Annotated in this window: 9 protein-coding genes and 2 pseudogenes; 5 read left to right on the plus strand and 6 right to left on the minus strand. The window is 57.0% G+C overall.

Features of this window, described 5'->3' with window-relative positions; all coding sequences use genetic code 11:
• Positions 1 to 218 precede the first annotated feature (218 nt).
• Positions 219 to 1,216, minus strand: a pseudogene (locus DP106_RS14420) (transposase).
• Positions 1,217 to 1,685: 469 nt separating this feature from the next.
• Here DP106_RS14420 and DP106_RS14425 point away from each other — a divergent pair.
• A complete protein-coding gene (locus DP106_RS14425) occupies positions 1,686 to 4,727 on the plus strand; it encodes an FAD-binding and (Fe-S)-binding domain-containing protein (protein WP_120086449.1) in 3,042 nt (1,013 codons plus the stop codon).
• A 218-nt stretch (positions 4,728 to 4,945) separates the two neighbouring features.
• Here the strand turns inward: DP106_RS14425 and ppsA are convergent, their stop codons facing one another.
• Positions 4,946 to 7,180, minus strand: a complete 2,235-nt coding sequence (ppsA, locus tag DP106_RS14430; RefSeq protein WP_120086451.1) for a phosphoenolpyruvate synthase — start codon at positions 7,178 to 7,180, stop codon at positions 4,946 to 4,948.
• 331 nt (positions 7,181 to 7,511) lie between these two features.
• Between ppsA and DP106_RS14435 the strand changes: the two genes are divergently transcribed.
• Positions 7,512 to 8,540 carry a type II glyceraldehyde-3-phosphate dehydrogenase gene (locus DP106_RS14435; RefSeq protein ID WP_120086453.1) on the plus strand — a complete coding sequence of 343 codons (1,029 nt, stop codon included), beginning with the start codon at positions 7,512 to 7,514 and terminating at the stop codon, positions 8,538 to 8,540.
• A gap of 20 nt (positions 8,541 to 8,560) precedes the next feature.
• Here the strand turns inward: DP106_RS14435 and DP106_RS14440 are convergent, their stop codons facing one another.
• Positions 8,561 to 9,508, minus strand: a complete 948-nt coding sequence (locus tag DP106_RS14440; RefSeq protein ID WP_120086464.1) for a D-2-hydroxyacid dehydrogenase — start codon at positions 9,506 to 9,508, stop codon at positions 8,561 to 8,563.
• An 82-nt stretch (positions 9,509 to 9,590) separates the two neighbouring features.
• Between DP106_RS14440 and DP106_RS14445 the strand changes: the two genes are divergently transcribed.
• From DP106_RS14445 to DP106_RS14455, 3 genes are all read left to right on the plus strand, one after another.
• Positions 9,591 to 10,166, plus strand: a complete 576-nt coding sequence (locus tag DP106_RS14445; protein ID WP_120086455.1) for a helix-turn-helix transcriptional regulator — start codon at positions 9,591 to 9,593, stop codon at positions 10,164 to 10,166.
• A 120-nt stretch (positions 10,167 to 10,286) separates the two neighbouring features.
• On the plus strand, positions 10,287 to 12,032 hold the full coding sequence (locus DP106_RS14450; RefSeq protein WP_120086457.1) for an Nramp family divalent metal transporter: 1,746 nt from the start codon (positions 10,287 to 10,289) through the stop codon (positions 12,030 to 12,032).
• Between the two features lie 244 nt (positions 12,033 to 12,276).
• A complete protein-coding gene (locus DP106_RS14455; RefSeq protein ID WP_120086459.1) occupies positions 12,277 to 12,528 on the plus strand; it encodes a hypothetical protein in 252 nt (83 codons plus the stop codon).
• On the opposite strand, the gene DP106_RS14460 is transcribed toward DP106_RS14455, so the two are convergent.
• The 3 genes and pseudogenes from DP106_RS14460 to DP106_RS14470 all read right to left on the minus strand — a co-directional run.
• Entirely contained in the window at positions 12,525 to 14,729 is a 2,205-nt protein-coding gene (locus DP106_RS14460; RefSeq protein WP_120086460.1) for an LUD domain-containing protein, read from the minus strand. The two genes, DP106_RS14455 and DP106_RS14460, sit on opposite strands and share 4 nt — an antisense overlap.
• Complete coding sequence (locus tag DP106_RS14465) at positions 14,726 to 15,226, minus strand: LUD domain-containing protein (RefSeq protein WP_240625454.1); 501 nt, start codon at positions 15,224 to 15,226, stop codon at positions 14,726 to 14,728. Before DP106_RS14465 ends, DP106_RS14460 begins: the two co-directional genes overlap by 4 nt.
• Positions 15,227 to 15,378: 152 nt before the next feature.
• A pseudogene (locus tag DP106_RS14470) lies at positions 15,379 to 15,591 on the minus strand (L-lactate permease); the annotation flags it as partial.
• Positions 15,592 to 15,641 lie beyond the last annotated feature (50 nt).

Consider the following 15,641-nt stretch of genomic DNA (forward strand, 5'->3'; position numbering starts at 1 on the left):
TGTGATTCTTCCTCTACTCTCCGTGGCATCAGAAGTGTACTTCGCCTCGTATCAGCGTCCTTACCATGTCAGACCGGACTCTTGCTGCCGCCGCCATCGAGAGAGTGGACAACTAGCGAGAGTGAAACCCAATCAGGAGAGTGGGGTAAGATCCACGGGAAACGATGTTTCTCACGGGGAAATTAACGAGAACCGTAGGCAGTGGTGCAGAACTGTTCTCATAGCGTGATGGTTGGGCTAGCGACATCGTTTCCTCGATGGTGATTGGCGAGTGCGACAGCCAATCGCAGGCAAAGAGCGATGAAGACATGAGACTTGACTCGTACTCGGCCTCGGATCGCGGGGTCCCGAGGCCGAGATCCTTGCAGACGCCAATCGCTGTTTCAACTCGCGAGCGTTCTGCATACGTCTCGTTGAGTTGGTGCTGCCAGAGACGAACAGTGTCGCTGTGTTCTTTGATTCGCTCTTCGACGCGATATTCTATGTCTGGTGGATCGTCCGTATTCCGTGGGTTGTACGGCGCTATCGGCACGGCTGACTGCTCTAGCAGCCAGTCGTGCCATCCCAGCATATCGAACTCTGAATCACCGAGGAACCAGCGTGGGGTGTCGACGGCGAGCGCGTCACGCGTGACGCGCATCGCCGTCTCCTCATCGACCTTCTTCGCTGGAGTGAACGCTGCTGCGACCGGAATGTTGTGTGCTGCAGTGACGACACAGCAGCCATACCCGTAGTAATAGTCGTCTTCTGTGAGATCATAGTTCCAGTCAGCGTCCTCGTCACGGTGATCGACCGGAATATCTGTCCCATCGATCCGGAAGAGCTTGCCGAGCGGTACCTGCTCGGCAAGCTCGTGGACTAACGTGATGAAGACATTTTCTGCGACAAAAGCGAAGTCGGTGATGAACCGTGAGAGCGTCCACCGGGACGGTGGGCGCTCGAAGCCACACTGTCGCCAGACATCTTCATTCCGGAGTTCTCGTGCCATTGGCCGCAGTCCGTAGATGTCGTGATAGAAGCAGTGCAGGACACCTTTCAGAAGTTCCGGTGGCTGATGAACCCGTGTTCGCCCCCTCGAATCGGGGGTGAACACGGCATAGTCCATGAGAAACGAGAGGTCAAGCTGTTCAAACAGTGCCGTTGTCTCCGTTTCCAGTGTCTTGAAGACCTGTTCGACTGTATTGTTTTCCGGTAGGACAGAACTGGTCTTCGACACATCAGATTTGTCCTACCGCTCCCTTGTGAGGCCTTCTGCACCACCGCCTTGACTGCGAAGGTAACTCGTTCAGTGAAGCGAGAGATCAGCGTGGCCACATTACGCAGTCTCTCGCTTCAACGCCGTTATTCTGACGACCAAACCCGACGCTGTATAGTGATTAAACACGGCCAGTATACATACACCACTCTGCAAGTGTCCAGCATTGAGTGATTCACACCACCCTGCAAGTGTTCCGTGTGTTTTCACGCCCCAGAAAGGCCAATTATAACGTTACCTATAACGGACTTTTATTGAAGCTACACTATGACTCACCAACAATCTCCGCCACAAGAGCGATTTCCTTTGTTGATCTTTCGCCGGTCAACGCCGGATAACACGGTCACTATACAAACACTGGAGTCCTGCAGTCTTACGACTAACCACAGGTTCATTCATGAGGGATTCAATTAGTAGATCACGGTAGCTCATGAGTAAGACAACACCGCCAACCGATCCACAGCCAGATCCAGCTGATGATTCACGAAGCAATTACGATTATCGGAGCGATGAGATTGAAGAGCCAGAACTTGTCGCTGATCTTGAGGCTCTCGTCGACGGCGATGTCCGCTTTGACAGCTATACCCGCAACTTGTTTGCGACTGACGCCAGCGCGTATCAACAACTCCCAATCGGTGTCGTCGTCCCCGAATCGACAGCCGATGTAAAAGCAGTTATGACCTACTGTGCCGACAATGAGATCCCCGTTTTGCCGCGGGGTGGCGGCACAAGCCTCGCCGGCCAGGCTGTCAACGAAGCGGTCGTTCTCGACTTCAAAAAGCGACTCAACGATATCGTCAAAGTCGACCCCGACGCCCAAACGGTGACCGCCGAACCGGGCATCACGCTGGCCCAACTCAATGACCAACTGTCGGAACATGGCCTCAAATATGCTCCTGACCCGGCATGGGGTGACAAAAGCGTGCTCGGCGGCTGTATTGGAAATAATACCACCGGTGCTCACTCCCTGAAATATGAGAAGGCTGACGGATACCTCGAATCGATCGAGGTCGTCCTCGCCGACGGAACCGTAACTACCTTCGGCTGGATGGACACCGAAGAACTCCATGAGCGCGCTGCCGGAGTCACCGATGATGACGGAATCAAAGAGCAGGTGTATGCGGTCGTATCTGATGTGCTACAAAACAGGCGTGACGCCATCAAGGAAAAATACCCGAATCTGATGCGAAACGTCTCGGGATACAACTTTGATAAACTGCTGGAGGACGCCGACGAGCGCGGGAAAGTGAATGTTGGCCGCTTGTTGGCTGGGAGCGAGGGCACCTTGGGAATCGTCACCGAGGCGACTGTCTCCCTAGAACCTGTCCCCAACGAGACCGCAGTTGTGTTGTTGACCTACGATGACGTGCTTACAGCGATGGAAGATGTTGCTCCAATCCTGGATCACGATCCAGCGGCTGTCGAGGTGATGGACGATGTTTTGCTCGATTTGGCCCGTGAGACCGCCGAGTTCGAATCGGTCGTGGATATTCTTCCAGATAACACTGACTCAACGCTGCTCGTTGAGTTTTATGCCGACTCGGTTACCGACGGCAAACAGAAGATCGCAGACCTACTGGCCGACCGGCTGCCGAGCTACGAACCGGCCGTCGACGCCAACAGCGACAGGATCACAACCGATGAAGCGATCAACGCTACCGACGCGTTAGAAGCATACGACGACGGCCGACAGGCCAAATTCTGGAAAATGCGGAAAGCCGGGCTACCGATTCTGTTGTCACGGACTGGCGATGAGAAACACTGGCCGTTTGTCGAGGATACCGCCGTGCCGGCCGAAAACCTCCCTGAGTATGTCGCCGACATTCAAGAACTGTTTGCGGAGTACGACACGTTTGCGTCCTACTACGCCCACGCCGGGCCGGGGGTTCTGCATATCCGGCCGCTGTTGAATCTCAAATCTGAGGATGGGGTCGAAACGATGTTGGAAATTTCGGATGCTGTCACCGATCTTGTCATCGAGTACGGCGGCTCTGTGTCGGGCGAACACGGCGATGGGCGGGCCAGAACAACGTGGAACAAGAAGCTCTACGATGACGACCTCTGGGAGGCTTTCAGGCGGCTCAAAACGGCGTTTGACCCACAATGGTTGTTGAACCCGGGCAATGTTTGTGGTGACTCAGATCCAACCGAGAATCTCCGATACGATGACGACTACAGCTTTGAGGCCGGCTTTGAGCCGAGCCTCAACTGGGACAATGACAACGGCTTCCAAGGGATGACTGAACTCTGTCACGGGTGTGGCGGCTGTGAAGGCCACCAGGATACAACAGGCGGTGTCATGTGTCCGACCTATCGGGCGACCGAAAACGAAGAGATCACCTCGACACGGGGGCGGGCAAATATGCTCCGGCGGTCAATGAGTGGCGACCTTCCGGACGATGTTTTCGACGACGAGTTCATCCATGAGGTGATGGATCTCTGTATTGGCTGTAAGGGCTGTAAGCGGGACTGCCCGAGTGGCGTCGATATGGCGAAGCTCAAGACCGAGGTCAAACATGAAAAACACCAACGAGAGGGGATTCCACTGCGTGATAAACTGTTTGCCAATGTTGAATCTCTCTACAGTCTTGGGAGCACGTTTGCCCCGCTGTCAAATCTGGCAACAAAACTCCCCGGCAGCAGCCTACTCATGGAGAAAACCCTCGGTATCGCCCGCGAGCGTGACCTGCCTACGTTCAAACGTGGGACACTACAAAAGTGGGCTCGATCGCGGACACCAGCTGTCAGTGAGGCTGAAGCCGAGCGGAAGGCACTACTGATTGCTGATCCCTATACAAACTACACCCAACCCAAGGTCGGCAAGGCCGCGGTTCGGACACTGGAGGCCGCCGGTGTCTATGTTGTGGTCTCGGAGACCGTAACCGACAGCGGTCGGCCAGCTCACTCGAAAGGGATGGTTGATAGCGCGCGTGAAACCGCCGAGGCGAACGTTGCCGAACTCGCCCCGCGTGTTGCTGACGGCTGGGATATCGTGAGCGTCGAACCCAGTGATTCTGTTATGTACCAAGAGGATTATCTGGATCTGCTTTCAGGCGAGGATGTTGCTGCTGTCGCCGACAACACCTACAGTGTCATGGAGTATATTGATACCTTTTGGCTGGACGACGCACTCGACGCCGACGCCGAGGCGACGTTGTCGTACCATGGTCACTGTCATCAGACCGCCGCCAGTCGGGAACACCACGCGGTCGGCGTGCTCCGGCGGACTGGATACGATGTTGATGTACTCGATACCACCTGTTGTGGAATGGCTGGTTCTTTCGGCTATGAGGCCGAGCACTACTCGATGAGTCAGGCGATTGGTCGGATGTTGTTTGATGCGGTCGATGACTCACCGGCAACAGAGGTTGTCGCCCCCGGAACCTCCTGTCGGACACAACTCGCTGACTACGAACAACAGTATGGTAAACCTCCGCACCCGATAGAGAAAGTTGCTGCCGCACTCGACTGACCTGGCACAACTTATATGCCCAACCTGCCGTTTCTGAAAATCAGTGAATGCAACCATCGGTGCTGCTAACAACGGGTAGTGAACTGTTTCGATGTCAACGCCTGGGTAGTCGCCTCGTTGATGTGATGCGTTCACCAGCCCGATGACGGTGTATCCACAGTCAATGAAACACAAGTAAAACGTGTCAACGGCTCAGTTGCACACAGATGGCTGTCGGTTCAGCCTGTGCGATCCTCAAGAGCGGAATCAAGAATCAGCCGTTGTTCACGCCGCTTCACCTCATGTTGGGTATCTCGAACCGCATCGATATTTACGCTGAGTGAGGTGACGCCCGAATCGATCAGCTGTCGGATCATTGTAGTTTTCGACGCTGCCTCACCGCAGATGCTCGTATCGACATCCTTGGCCCGACACACCTCGATAACATCTTTGATGAGTGTCACAACTGAGTCGTGTGTTTCATCAAAGCGGTCGGCGACACGCTCGTTGTTCCGGTCGACGGCGAGAGTATACTGTGTCAGATCGTTTGTGCCAAACGAAACGAAATCGATCGGTCGATCGGTAATTGATTCAACCTGCAACGCGGCGGCAGGCGTCTCGATCATGACACCCCACCGTGTTTTGCTTGTATCGATCCCAACATCCGACATAAGCTGTATGATCGCATCGACATCGTCGGCATCATTAACAAGTGGAAACATAATCTCGACATTGTCGTAGCCAACCTCTCGCAGTCGCTTGAATGCCTCTAGTTGATACCGAAAGACAGTCTCTGTCTCCAGCGACCGCCTGATCCCACGGTGGCCGAGCATTGGATTGTCCTCAACGGGTTCCGATTCGCCACCCTCTAGCTTGCGGAACTCGTCGGTTGGCGCATCCAGCGTCCGAATGCGAACCGGTCTGGCGTAAAACTCGTCGGCAACTGTCTGAATGCCTTCGACGAGTTCGTTGACAAACGCATTTTCACCATGCTCTTCGATATAACTTGTCGGCGTTTGTTCAAGCCCTAAAATCAGGTGCTCCAACCGAAGTAGTCCCACCCCATCAGCACCCGTTGCGGCCCCTCGCTCGGCAGCTTGTGGGAGTGAGACGTTGACCTTGATATCTGTCGCTGTCATCGGTGTGACCGGCGTCTCCGGTCGCAGCGCTTCTATATCATCGGTCTGTTCTTCGGCTGAGTCTGTCTCCGCGCCCGCTGTAATAACGCCTTTCTCGCCGTCGACGGTCACCTCTTGTCCGTCATTCAGGATCTTAGTTGCGTTAGTTGCACCCACAACCGACGGTACACCGAGTTCCCGTGAGACAATCGCTGCGTGGCTCGTCATCCCGCCCTCATCGGTGATAACCGCAGCTGCTCGTTGCATAGCTGGAACCATATCCGGAGTTGTAACGCTTGTAACGAGAATATCATCACCGGTGACACGGTCTGTTTCGTCGATTTGCCTGATAAACCGCACCGTTCCCGCTGCGGTTCCCGGACTCGCCCCGAGGCCTTCAACGAGCACACCGGTCTCGGTGTCAGCCGTCGCGCTGCTGGTAATCGACGTGATCGGCCGTGATTGAAGAATGTATAACTCCCCGTCGTCGATCGCCCACTCAATATCCTGTGGTTCCCTAAAGTAGTCGGTGATCTCTTGTGCTTTCGTCCAGAGGGCCTGTATCTGGTCGTCGGTCAGCGTTCTTACCTCTTGTTTTCCCTCAGCCACCGCAATCAGCTCCGTTTCATCCCCGTTCCATGTGTACTGCTGCCGTTTTGTCGAGAGGTCTGTTGTAATCAGATTACCGGTATCGCCGTCAACAACGAACCGATCTGGTGTGACTTCGCCGGAAACGACCCCCTCACCAAGCCCCCAAGCGGATTCGATCGTCATCTCGTCGTCGCCACTGACAGGATCGTTAGTGAACAGCACGCCACTGATTGTCGCATCGACCATTTCTTGGACAACAACGGCCATCTCGGCGTCCTCGTGAGAGATGTCGTTCCGTTCTCTGTAAACACACGCCCGCTTGGTGAACAACGATGCCCAACACTCCTTGACGCGTTCGATTAAATCGTCACGCTGCACATTCAGATACGTGTCTTGCTGGCCTGCAAACGACGCATCCTCCATGTCTTCTGCTGTGGCCGACGAGCGGACGGCAACCCGGTCATCGTCAGCAAACTCTTCATCGTAGATCCCGAGAATTCGATCCGACACAGCAGTTGGGACTGGCGTGGTCAATATCTCATCTCGCAGCTCAGCTGATTTGGTGTCGATATCACCGGTCGAGAGATATGTGTCCACGTCACCAAGCGCGATCTTTTGAATATGATCTCTGTATGACTGCGTTGTCACGGTAAACCCATTTGGCACATCCGCCCCGGTCTGATGCAATTCATGAAGTGACATCGCTTTACCGCCTGCATTGGAACGGTCATTTTTTTGATCAGTTAGTCGGAGAACGTGCGACATACCTCATGTATTATCATTTAGGTATTTAAAACCGGCGTGGGCACAGTTATCACGACCTCAAAACCCTGTGTGTCGTCGACCTGATTTGACCACCATTTATATATTTAATATGACTTATAAATTATATTTGTCTGCAGAACGGCGGTAAATTAACTGAATTATGAGTCAGAGTACTCTTTTTACCCTGAGGTCAGTAACGGTAGTTGATGCCTACTACTGAGGCGTCACAACAGTTGTATCAAAAGCGTCAGTTACTCACCAGCGAAGCCGATGGGATCGACGGCACATACCGGAGACAGCCGTCCTTAATGCGGCGTCGGGTGGAGAGTCGATGATTCACGTTGGAGTCAACGGCTACGGAACGATCGGAAAGCGGGTTGCGACTGCGGTCGACGCACAGTCGGATATGGCTGTCGTCGGTGTGAGCAAACGCTCACTGGATCACGAGGCGGCGGCGGCGGTCGACCGTGGGTTCAAAATGTATACCCCCGAGACTGGTGCGGAAAACGCGACCGGGGGTTGCGACGTGCCTGTCACGGGCAATACAGAGGCGCTGATCGCCGAGAGCGATGTCGTCGTTGATGCGAGGCCCGCTGGCGTCGGTGCGGCCAACGCATCAACGTATACTTCCACCGACACGGCAGTCGTGTTTCAGGGCGGTGAGGAGTCAACCGTGGCACCGGCGAGTTTCTGTGCCCGAGCCAACTATGAGGAAACGGTCGGTCAGCGATCAACGCGGGTGGTATCGTGTAACACAACAGGACTGGCTCGCCTTCTCTCGCCGCTCAACGAGCAGTTCGGCGTTGAGTCGGTCGACTGTACACTGATCCGCCGTGGTGGTGATCCAACCCAGTCGGATCGGGGGCCGATCAACGATATTTTACCCGACCCCGTGACCGTCCCCTCACACCACGCGTCCGACCTCCAAACCGTGTTGCCCACGATTGAGGTGATGAGCAAGGGTGTGACGGTGCCGGCGACGCTGATGCATCTCCACAGCCTCACGGTGCGTCTGGAGCGCGCGCCGCGTACTGATGCTGTTCGCACCTGTCTGGGTGACGAGCGTCGCGTCGAACTCATCACCAGTGGCTGCGGGCAGGATAGCTGTGCGGATCTGCGGGAGTCAGCCCACGACCGGGGGCGACCGCGCGGCGATGTGTGGGAAAACTGTGTTTGGTCGGACTCACTTTCCGTCGACGGTCGGTCGCTCTCGCTGCTGCAGGCCATTCACCAGCAGGCCGACGTGATACCCGAAAACATCGATGCGATCCGCGCGCTGGCAACAGATACTGACGCCGAGACGAGCCGCCAGCTAACAAACGACGCACTTGGCGTCGGCCTCACCAGTTCGGTAGCCTAACACCCCGGGGTCGCCGTTTTTCACTTTGCCTGATTCCGAAGCGGCTCGTCGGTCTCCAGTCGGTCGACATTCTCAGCGATAATGTCTGCCATCCGGTTCCAGTAGCGTGGCGTATGCCCGGCGTTGTGTGGCGTGATCAGACAGTTGTTGTGGCTCCACAGCGGGTGGTCGTCCGGCAGCGGTTCCGGATCGGTCACATCAAGGGCCGCCCCGCGAAGCTCGTTCGTCTGGAGTGCAGCATGCAACGCGTCAGTGTCGACCACTTGTCCGCGTGCGATGTTGACGACGACGCTATCCGGTGGCAGCCGTTCGAGAGCCGCCGTATCCACTAGCTGTGCGGTTTCCTCGGTTAGCGGACACGCAAGTACGAGATAGTCCGTGCGTGGCAGGATTTCGGGTAGCTCCTCGATCCCGACGACCGTATCGGCATTACCCCCTTTCGATGGTGAGTTGCGAACCCCGATGGTTTCGACGCCGAACGGAGCAAGCCGGTCGATGATCGCGCCGCCGATCGACCCCATCCCCACAACGGTAACTGTCGAGCCGTACAGTTCATCCGTCTGATAGTGGCTCCATGTGCCCGCCTGTGATTGGGCCCAACCATGATCGAGGCCACGTGCAAATGACAACACAGAGGCGAGCACCTGTTCGGCAGCGTTCGGCCCGTGGACGCCGGAGGCGTTGGTCACCTGTACGTCGTTTGCTTCGAACGCGCTGAGCGGTAGATGATCCGTTCCGGCAAAGGTACACGCAAACAGCTCAAGATTCGTCGCTCGGTCGACCGCCTCGGCGTCGATCTCGAAGCCCGTGATGATCCGTGCCGACGGAAGGAGTTCATCGTACTCACCTGGTGTGGCAACCAGTTTGACCGTCTGTGACGACAGCCGCCCATCGAGCGTGTCACGATACTCACGCGCCGACATTCCGTGGATCGTCTGATCAAGAACAGCAATATCTATCGATGTCACATATAGATTTTGTTCCGCGATCGTATAAAAATTCATGATCATTAATGAAAAACTATTACACAGGTGTGCACTATGGTACTGTATGGACAAACCACCAGACAGCTCAGGCGATCACCTATCTGCGACCCAACAGATGGAATTTACTCTGGCGGATGTTCTGGCGGTGTTTGAGCAACGCTCGGATCGGGCCAAACCGCTGACCGCAAGCGACGTGATGGATGCTGCCAACTGTTCTCGTCGCACCGCACACAACAAACTCGGCGAACTGGTGGAGACAGGGGCTCTCGAAACGCGAAAGGTTGGTGCTCGAAGCCGTGTCTGGTGGATCCCGGTGCCCATTGCCACCAACAGTGCAGAGCCGGTGGCGTCGACACAGCGGGGCCCGACAGTCGATACACAGATCGCCAACGCCGAGCTGCCTGGCTCTGGGGAGGTTCTCAAAGCGCGTCGACAGGCCCTTCGGGCGGCCTACGACTACATCAGGGACAACCCTGAGGCGAGCAAGATGGAGGTTCTCACAACGGTCTTCCCTGACAACACTGCCGGCTGCAAAACAGCCGACGAATGGTGGGAGATGATCGAACCCGAGCTAGCCGATCTGCCGAGTGTCGACGTTGAGTTGCAACGTGACCACGTCTGGTACTTTGTCAAGAGATAGTTCCGACGAGCATGAGCGTGTACACAGGCGTAGCCGACCGATCTGTGTGGATCGATCGGGCTGCTGTGCGTGAGATTCCTATGGCGCTGTTGGTAGCATTCCGACGGGGGCAGATCGTCAATGGATAACTCAGATTCAGCGTCGCCGGGCGAAAAAGAGCCGGTGACAGACGGCGATATCTACGCCGATCCGACGGATGCAACCTACCCCACATCGACCTACACGCCGGTCGCCTACGACAATCTTGAGACGGCATCACAGACACCAATACACAACGAAACAGGCGACGACGGGGATTTTAAACGGTCTGACCTCCCAAAGGTGCCAAAACTAAAGTACGTTGTCGGGCCGAGTGCGATCATGCTCGGTGCCTCGCTGGGAAGCGGGGAAACGCTGTTTTGGCCGACGCTCGTCGCCCGGTTTGGCTGGGCGTTGTTTGGCCTGTTTCTGCTGGCGGCGTTTGTGCACTTCGTTGTCAACACCGAGATCCAGCGGTGGACGCTGGCGACAGGCGAAAGCATCTTTCGAGCGATGGAAAGGCTCCACCCAACGGTTCCGCTGGCATTACTGCTCGGTGGGTTTCTCTCACTCGGATGGCCGGGGTGGGCGGCCAGTGCTGACAAGATCGGTGCCGCAGGGCTCTCGCTCGGAACCTACGGCATCCTCGGTGCTGAGATCAATGGCTGGCGACTGCTCGGGATCGCGCTCATGGTGCTCATCTGGCTCACATACCAGATGGCTCCGCTGATGTACAACGTCGTCGAGAAGCTCCAACTCCTGCTTGTGACGGTCTCGATCGGCCTCGCCATCCTGCTGTTTGCTCTTGTCGGGTCAGTCGAAACAGCTCTGTCGGTGCCGACAAATCTGACGCTTTCCGGTGAACAGCTCCAGGTTGAGACTGTCGCGATTCTGCTCGGTGCGTTGGCCTATGCCGGTGCCGGGGGCTATCTCAACCTCTCACAGAGCCTGTGGATTCGCGAAAAGGGGTACGGAATGGGACGGTATCAGGGGCGAATCAAAAACCCATTTGCCGGTGATGATCCCGAGACGGTTCATCGAAACGGGTTTTCGTTCGTGCCCAACCGGGTCAATCTTGAACGCTGGCGTGGGTGGTGGCGGGTGACTCAGTTGGAGCACTTGCTGACCTTCTTTTTCGGGCTTGTGGTCGTCACAACGATTCTCACGCTTGTCATGTTCACGTATGCGGCCGGATCAACCGGGACAGCCGTCGATATCTGGCTGGTTGAGGTCGTCCCTGTGGTGGGGTCAGTTACCAGCATCGTGATCTACGCGCTGTTGTTTTTAGCACTGTTCACAACCGAGTACGCCATCGTTGAGTCGTTTGTCCGGAACAGCTCTGATATCATCTACGAGCTCTACGGGCGGGATGCGGGCTGGAGCCTCTCACAGGTGTTTTGGACGCTGTTAACCGTTTTTTGTGCGTGGGGGATCGTTATTCTTTTTTTGCCACTGTCGGTTGAAAACCCGTTTGGGCTGTTGGTGGTTGGTGCGTCGATGTCCGGGCTGATGATGTGGCCGTACATCCTTGCTGTTCAGTGGGTCAACACGGTACGGTTGCCTGAACATACGATGCCGGGGTGGGGGCGCATCGTTTCGATGTGGTTTGCTGCCGGCTTTTTCGGCTACTTCAGCGTGCTGTTGACCGGGATCTACCTTTCAACCCAGCTTGGGTGGGGGATTTTTGAAACGGAGGCGATCGTTATCGGGAGCGAGGTCGGCGGTGGGCTTCTGTGGCTCGGATACGGTGTCATCCAGATCGCCGTCATGTATCGCGTGGCGCGGGCAAAGATGGCAGCGGCTGGAACCGTCGACGACGCCAAGCGGGCACGAGGCTGGTTTTCATGACCGACCAAGACTCTGCCAACTCTGGCTCCGCGGCCGTTCACATTCACCTCAGCTTCACGATGCGGGGGGCCCTCCCGCTCCGATTGGTTGACCTGCTGTTTCGGTCGAAGCATCTGCTGCTCGTGGAGTATGGCTATCTGACGCCACTGGATCTCACGGTCGGCTCGCCGTCGCGTCGGGCAGCCGCCCTTGTCGACCACATCAACAGGAGGGGCTGGCAGCCGCGCTTGAAGCCGCCGAAACTGTGGCCAAACTGCCGTACAACGATCTTGAAACGCTTCGGGTGTACGACGGCGGCTGGATCGGGCGCGAGGCGGTCGCGATCGAGCCCTCGACGGGAGACACACAGGTCGTCCGCGTCCACGGCCCCGTTGATGTTGACCGATTTCTCGACGCCGTGCGGTCGGTGTTGTTGGCCTACGCTGTCGACGTCACACGGCGTGAGGGGGTAGCCTTGGAGTTCAATGGGTTGTTGAGTCGACTCAGCCGGTGTTAGGCTGGCCTCGCTGTGGCGAGCAGTTCGATCGGATGTTTCGATGGTCGTTGCAGTAGGTCGTCAAGCTGGTCGAGACAGGAGGTGCCGCTGGCGACGACGGTTCGATCGTCGGTCTCCGGTGTGGTGAACTGCGATGTGAGCTCCTCACCGACGGCCATGCTGACATCGTAGTAGTCCTTCTTGTAACCGAAGCTTCCGGCCATCCCACAGCACTCAACGTCCGAGGTCACCACATCGTAGCCGAGATCCTCCAACACCGCCTCGGTGTACCGATCGACGCCGAGGGTTCGCTGCTGGCAGTGGCTGTGGTAAGCGATTTCTTCGCCGTCACCCGCCGACAGTGCCGTCTCGTCGGCCCCGTTTGCTAGGAGCCCATAGAGATACTCGAAGATCTCGTAGCTGTTGTCGGCAAGCTGTGTGTGGCTCTCGGCGTCAAGGAGCTTTTCGTACTCCCGCTGGAACAGGGCGTGATCGCTGGGCTCGATTACGACCACGTCACGGCCAGCCGAGATGTGTGGCGTGAGGTTTGCGGCGACCGCCTCCGCGTGTGTCTGGGCTGTCGAGATCATCCCCTGTGACAGTGGAGCGCGACCGCTGGCACGCACATCTGCCAGCCGCACCGCAACGTCGAGTGCCTCAAGCACACGCACCGCAGCCTTTCCGCGGTCAACCTGCACATGGTTTGTGTAGACATCGGCAAAGAGCACGATTTCGCGTTCAGGATCAGCGACAGACGGTCGGTCTGCCATCCAGTCTCGGAGCGTCTCCCGCTGGAACGATGGTAGTTCCCGTCGTTGATCGATCCCCGCAACACGCTCCATCACCTGCCGGGAGAGACGGTTGTTGGCGAGCCAGTTTGAGATAGGTGCTGTCGCGCTGCCAAGCCGGGCAAGCGTCGAGAAGTTCCCAAACAGCCGCTTGCCGAGATCAAGCCCAGCCGGCTCGGCATCCGGGGTGAGCCCGTCGACAAGCCAGTCAAGTTCGGCGTCGGTGCCACGGTTGATCCGGTCGCGGACGACCGTGTTGATCCATGGGATATCGATCCCAACCGGACAGGCGTTGACACACCGCGAACAGCCGGTACAGAGGTCGTTGAACTTCCCGGCGGTGTCGAGGCCCTCAACACCGGCCTCCCAGCCGGTTGCGATCCCACCGGAGTAGGTCTCGCCGCCGAATGCGTGGCCACCCACCTGCTGGAAGTTGGCACAAGAGTTCGAACACGCCGAACAACGGATACAGTACAGCGTTTCGCGGAGCTCGTCGTCGTCACGCATCGCCATCCGTCCGTTGTCGATCAGCACGAGATGGAACGCCCGATCGTCGGCTGAGCCGAGTGTATCGGTATCGAAATCAAGTGTTGGCGAATCGACCGGCGGCGTGAGCAGCGAGATGTAGGAGGTGATGTCTTGGCCGGTTCCCGAGCGGCCGATCAGCTCGATAAACGGGTGGAGATCCTCGACGGTCGGAATCACCTTTTCGACGCCCGCAACGGCGATATGGGTGTCAGTGGCGGTGATTGTTTTGCGGGCGTTACCCTCGCTTGTGACGAGTGCCATCGTCCCTGAATCGGCGGTCACAAAGTTTGCGCCCGTGACGCCGACATCGGCCGCCGTGATCATCTCGGCCAGCTTTTCGCGGGCGAACATCGTGAGATCCTCGGCGGTTTCAAGCGACTCGTTGGGGTCGAACTGCTCGGTAAAGAGGTCGGCGATCCCATCCCGGGATTTGTGGATCGCTGGCGCGACAATGTGTGAGGGGGCCTCGTCAGCAACTTGGAGTACCCACTCACCGAGGTCGGTCTCGACAACATCGGTACCGTTGTCGGCCAGCGCCTCGTTGAGTTCGATCTCCTCGCTTGTCATCGATTTGCTCTTGACGACGCGCTCACCGCCGACATCGTCGACAACATCACTGATATACGCGTTTGCGTCGGCGGCGTCGTCGGCAAGATACAGCGTCCCGCCGTTGGCCTCAATCGCATCCCGGAGGTCATCGATGAGTTCGGGAAGTCGCTCGATGGCGTCCTTCTTGATCGCCCGCGCCTCTGTTTTGAGCCCCTCGTAGTCGTCGAGCTTGGCGACGGAGTCGTAGCGACCCTGATTGAACCCCTGTGTGTTGTCGGCGACCGCATCACCCTCTGTTTCGAGGATGTGGTTGATACGCGCTGCTTTGGTTGTATTCGAAGCGTTGTTTGAGCTCATGATTGGACGATGATTGCGTGAACGGTTTTTGGCCCGTGTGCTCCTGTCACCAGCGCGCCCATATCGGCGGTCGCACTGGGGCCGGTTGCGATAATCCCACTCCAGTCGTCAGTGCGGAAGGCGTCACCACGCTCGGCCAGCGCGTCGTCCATTCCCGGAACGATATCGCGTTCACTGAGCACAGCGATATGCTGGTCAGCAAACAGACTGACCGGTTCGATGCCTGCCCGGGTTGTCGGGATCACGAGACTTCCATAGTCGGCCACGCCGAGTGTCGCCTCAGTAACCCCGGTCGCGGCCGCATCCAGCGTTGATGGGGAGAGTGCTTGGTCAACGGTCGGCGGGAGCGACACTCCGTCGATCGCCGGGGAAACACCGACTGCCGGCGTTGTTGCAGCCGACGTGATTGCCGTTTCGGCCTCGTCGGGACGTGTGATTGTCCACGACACACCGAATTCTTCGAGTCGGTCAACGAACTGTTCAGTTGTTGATTTCATGCTATCTGTGGTCATCTGTGTAATTATAACGGTTTTTAATGATAAATGTTGTTCTACTGCTGCCGTGATCACAGCATCGGTCACGCCCGGTGTGACACCGTATCTCGTCTGCTGTTTGTACCTCTCGAAAGCGAAGGCGGTGGGAGTCCGCCTTAGAACCCGGCCGGTACCACGGCAAAGGCAAGAATGAGCGTCAGTATGCCCGTGACCACGCCGTAGTACAATACTGGGATCAACTCAAGACGGATGACGCGTCCCTCCTCACCGATAAGCCCAACCACGGTGAGGGCGGCCACCACATTGTGAATCGCGATGAGGTTGCCGATCGCCCCACCAACCGCCTGTGCAGCGACGATAATCTCAGTCGATCACATCGGGTTAGTTTGAGTGTCTGCTTGGAGAAGATATGCACTCG

The sequence above is a fragment of the Halonotius pteroides genome, from assembly GCF_003605635.1.
Lineage (GTDB): Archaea > Halobacteriota > Halobacteria > Halobacteriales > Haloferacaceae > Halonotius > Halonotius pteroides.

What these genes read in the sequence shown, in the direction of transcription:
- ppsA (WP_120086451.1), bottom strand. Translation starts at nt 7,180, where the DNA reads ATGTCGCACGTTCTCCGACTAACTGATCAAAAAAATGACCGTTCCAAT.
- DP106_RS14435 (WP_120086453.1), top strand. Translation starts at nt 7,512, where the DNA reads ATGATTCACGTTGGAGTCAACGGCTACGGAACGATCGGAAAGCGGGTT.
- DP106_RS14460 (WP_120086460.1), bottom strand. Translation starts at nt 14,729, where the DNA reads ATGAGCTCAAACAACGCTTCGAATACAACCAAAGCAGCGCGTATCAAC.
- DP106_RS14445 (WP_120086455.1), top strand. Translation starts at nt 9,591, where the DNA reads ATGGACAAACCACCAGACAGCTCAGGCGATCACCTATCTGCGACCCAA.
- DP106_RS14425 (WP_120086449.1), top strand. Translation starts at nt 1,686, where the DNA reads ATGAGTAAGACAACACCGCCAACCGATCCACAGCCAGATCCAGCTGAT.
- DP106_RS14450 (WP_120086457.1), top strand. Translation starts at nt 10,287, where the DNA reads ATGGATAACTCAGATTCAGCGTCGCCGGGCGAAAAAGAGCCGGTGACA.
- DP106_RS14465 (WP_240625454.1), bottom strand. Translation starts at nt 15,226, where the DNA reads ATGAAATCAACAACTGAACAGTTCGTTGACCGACTCGAAGAATTCGGT.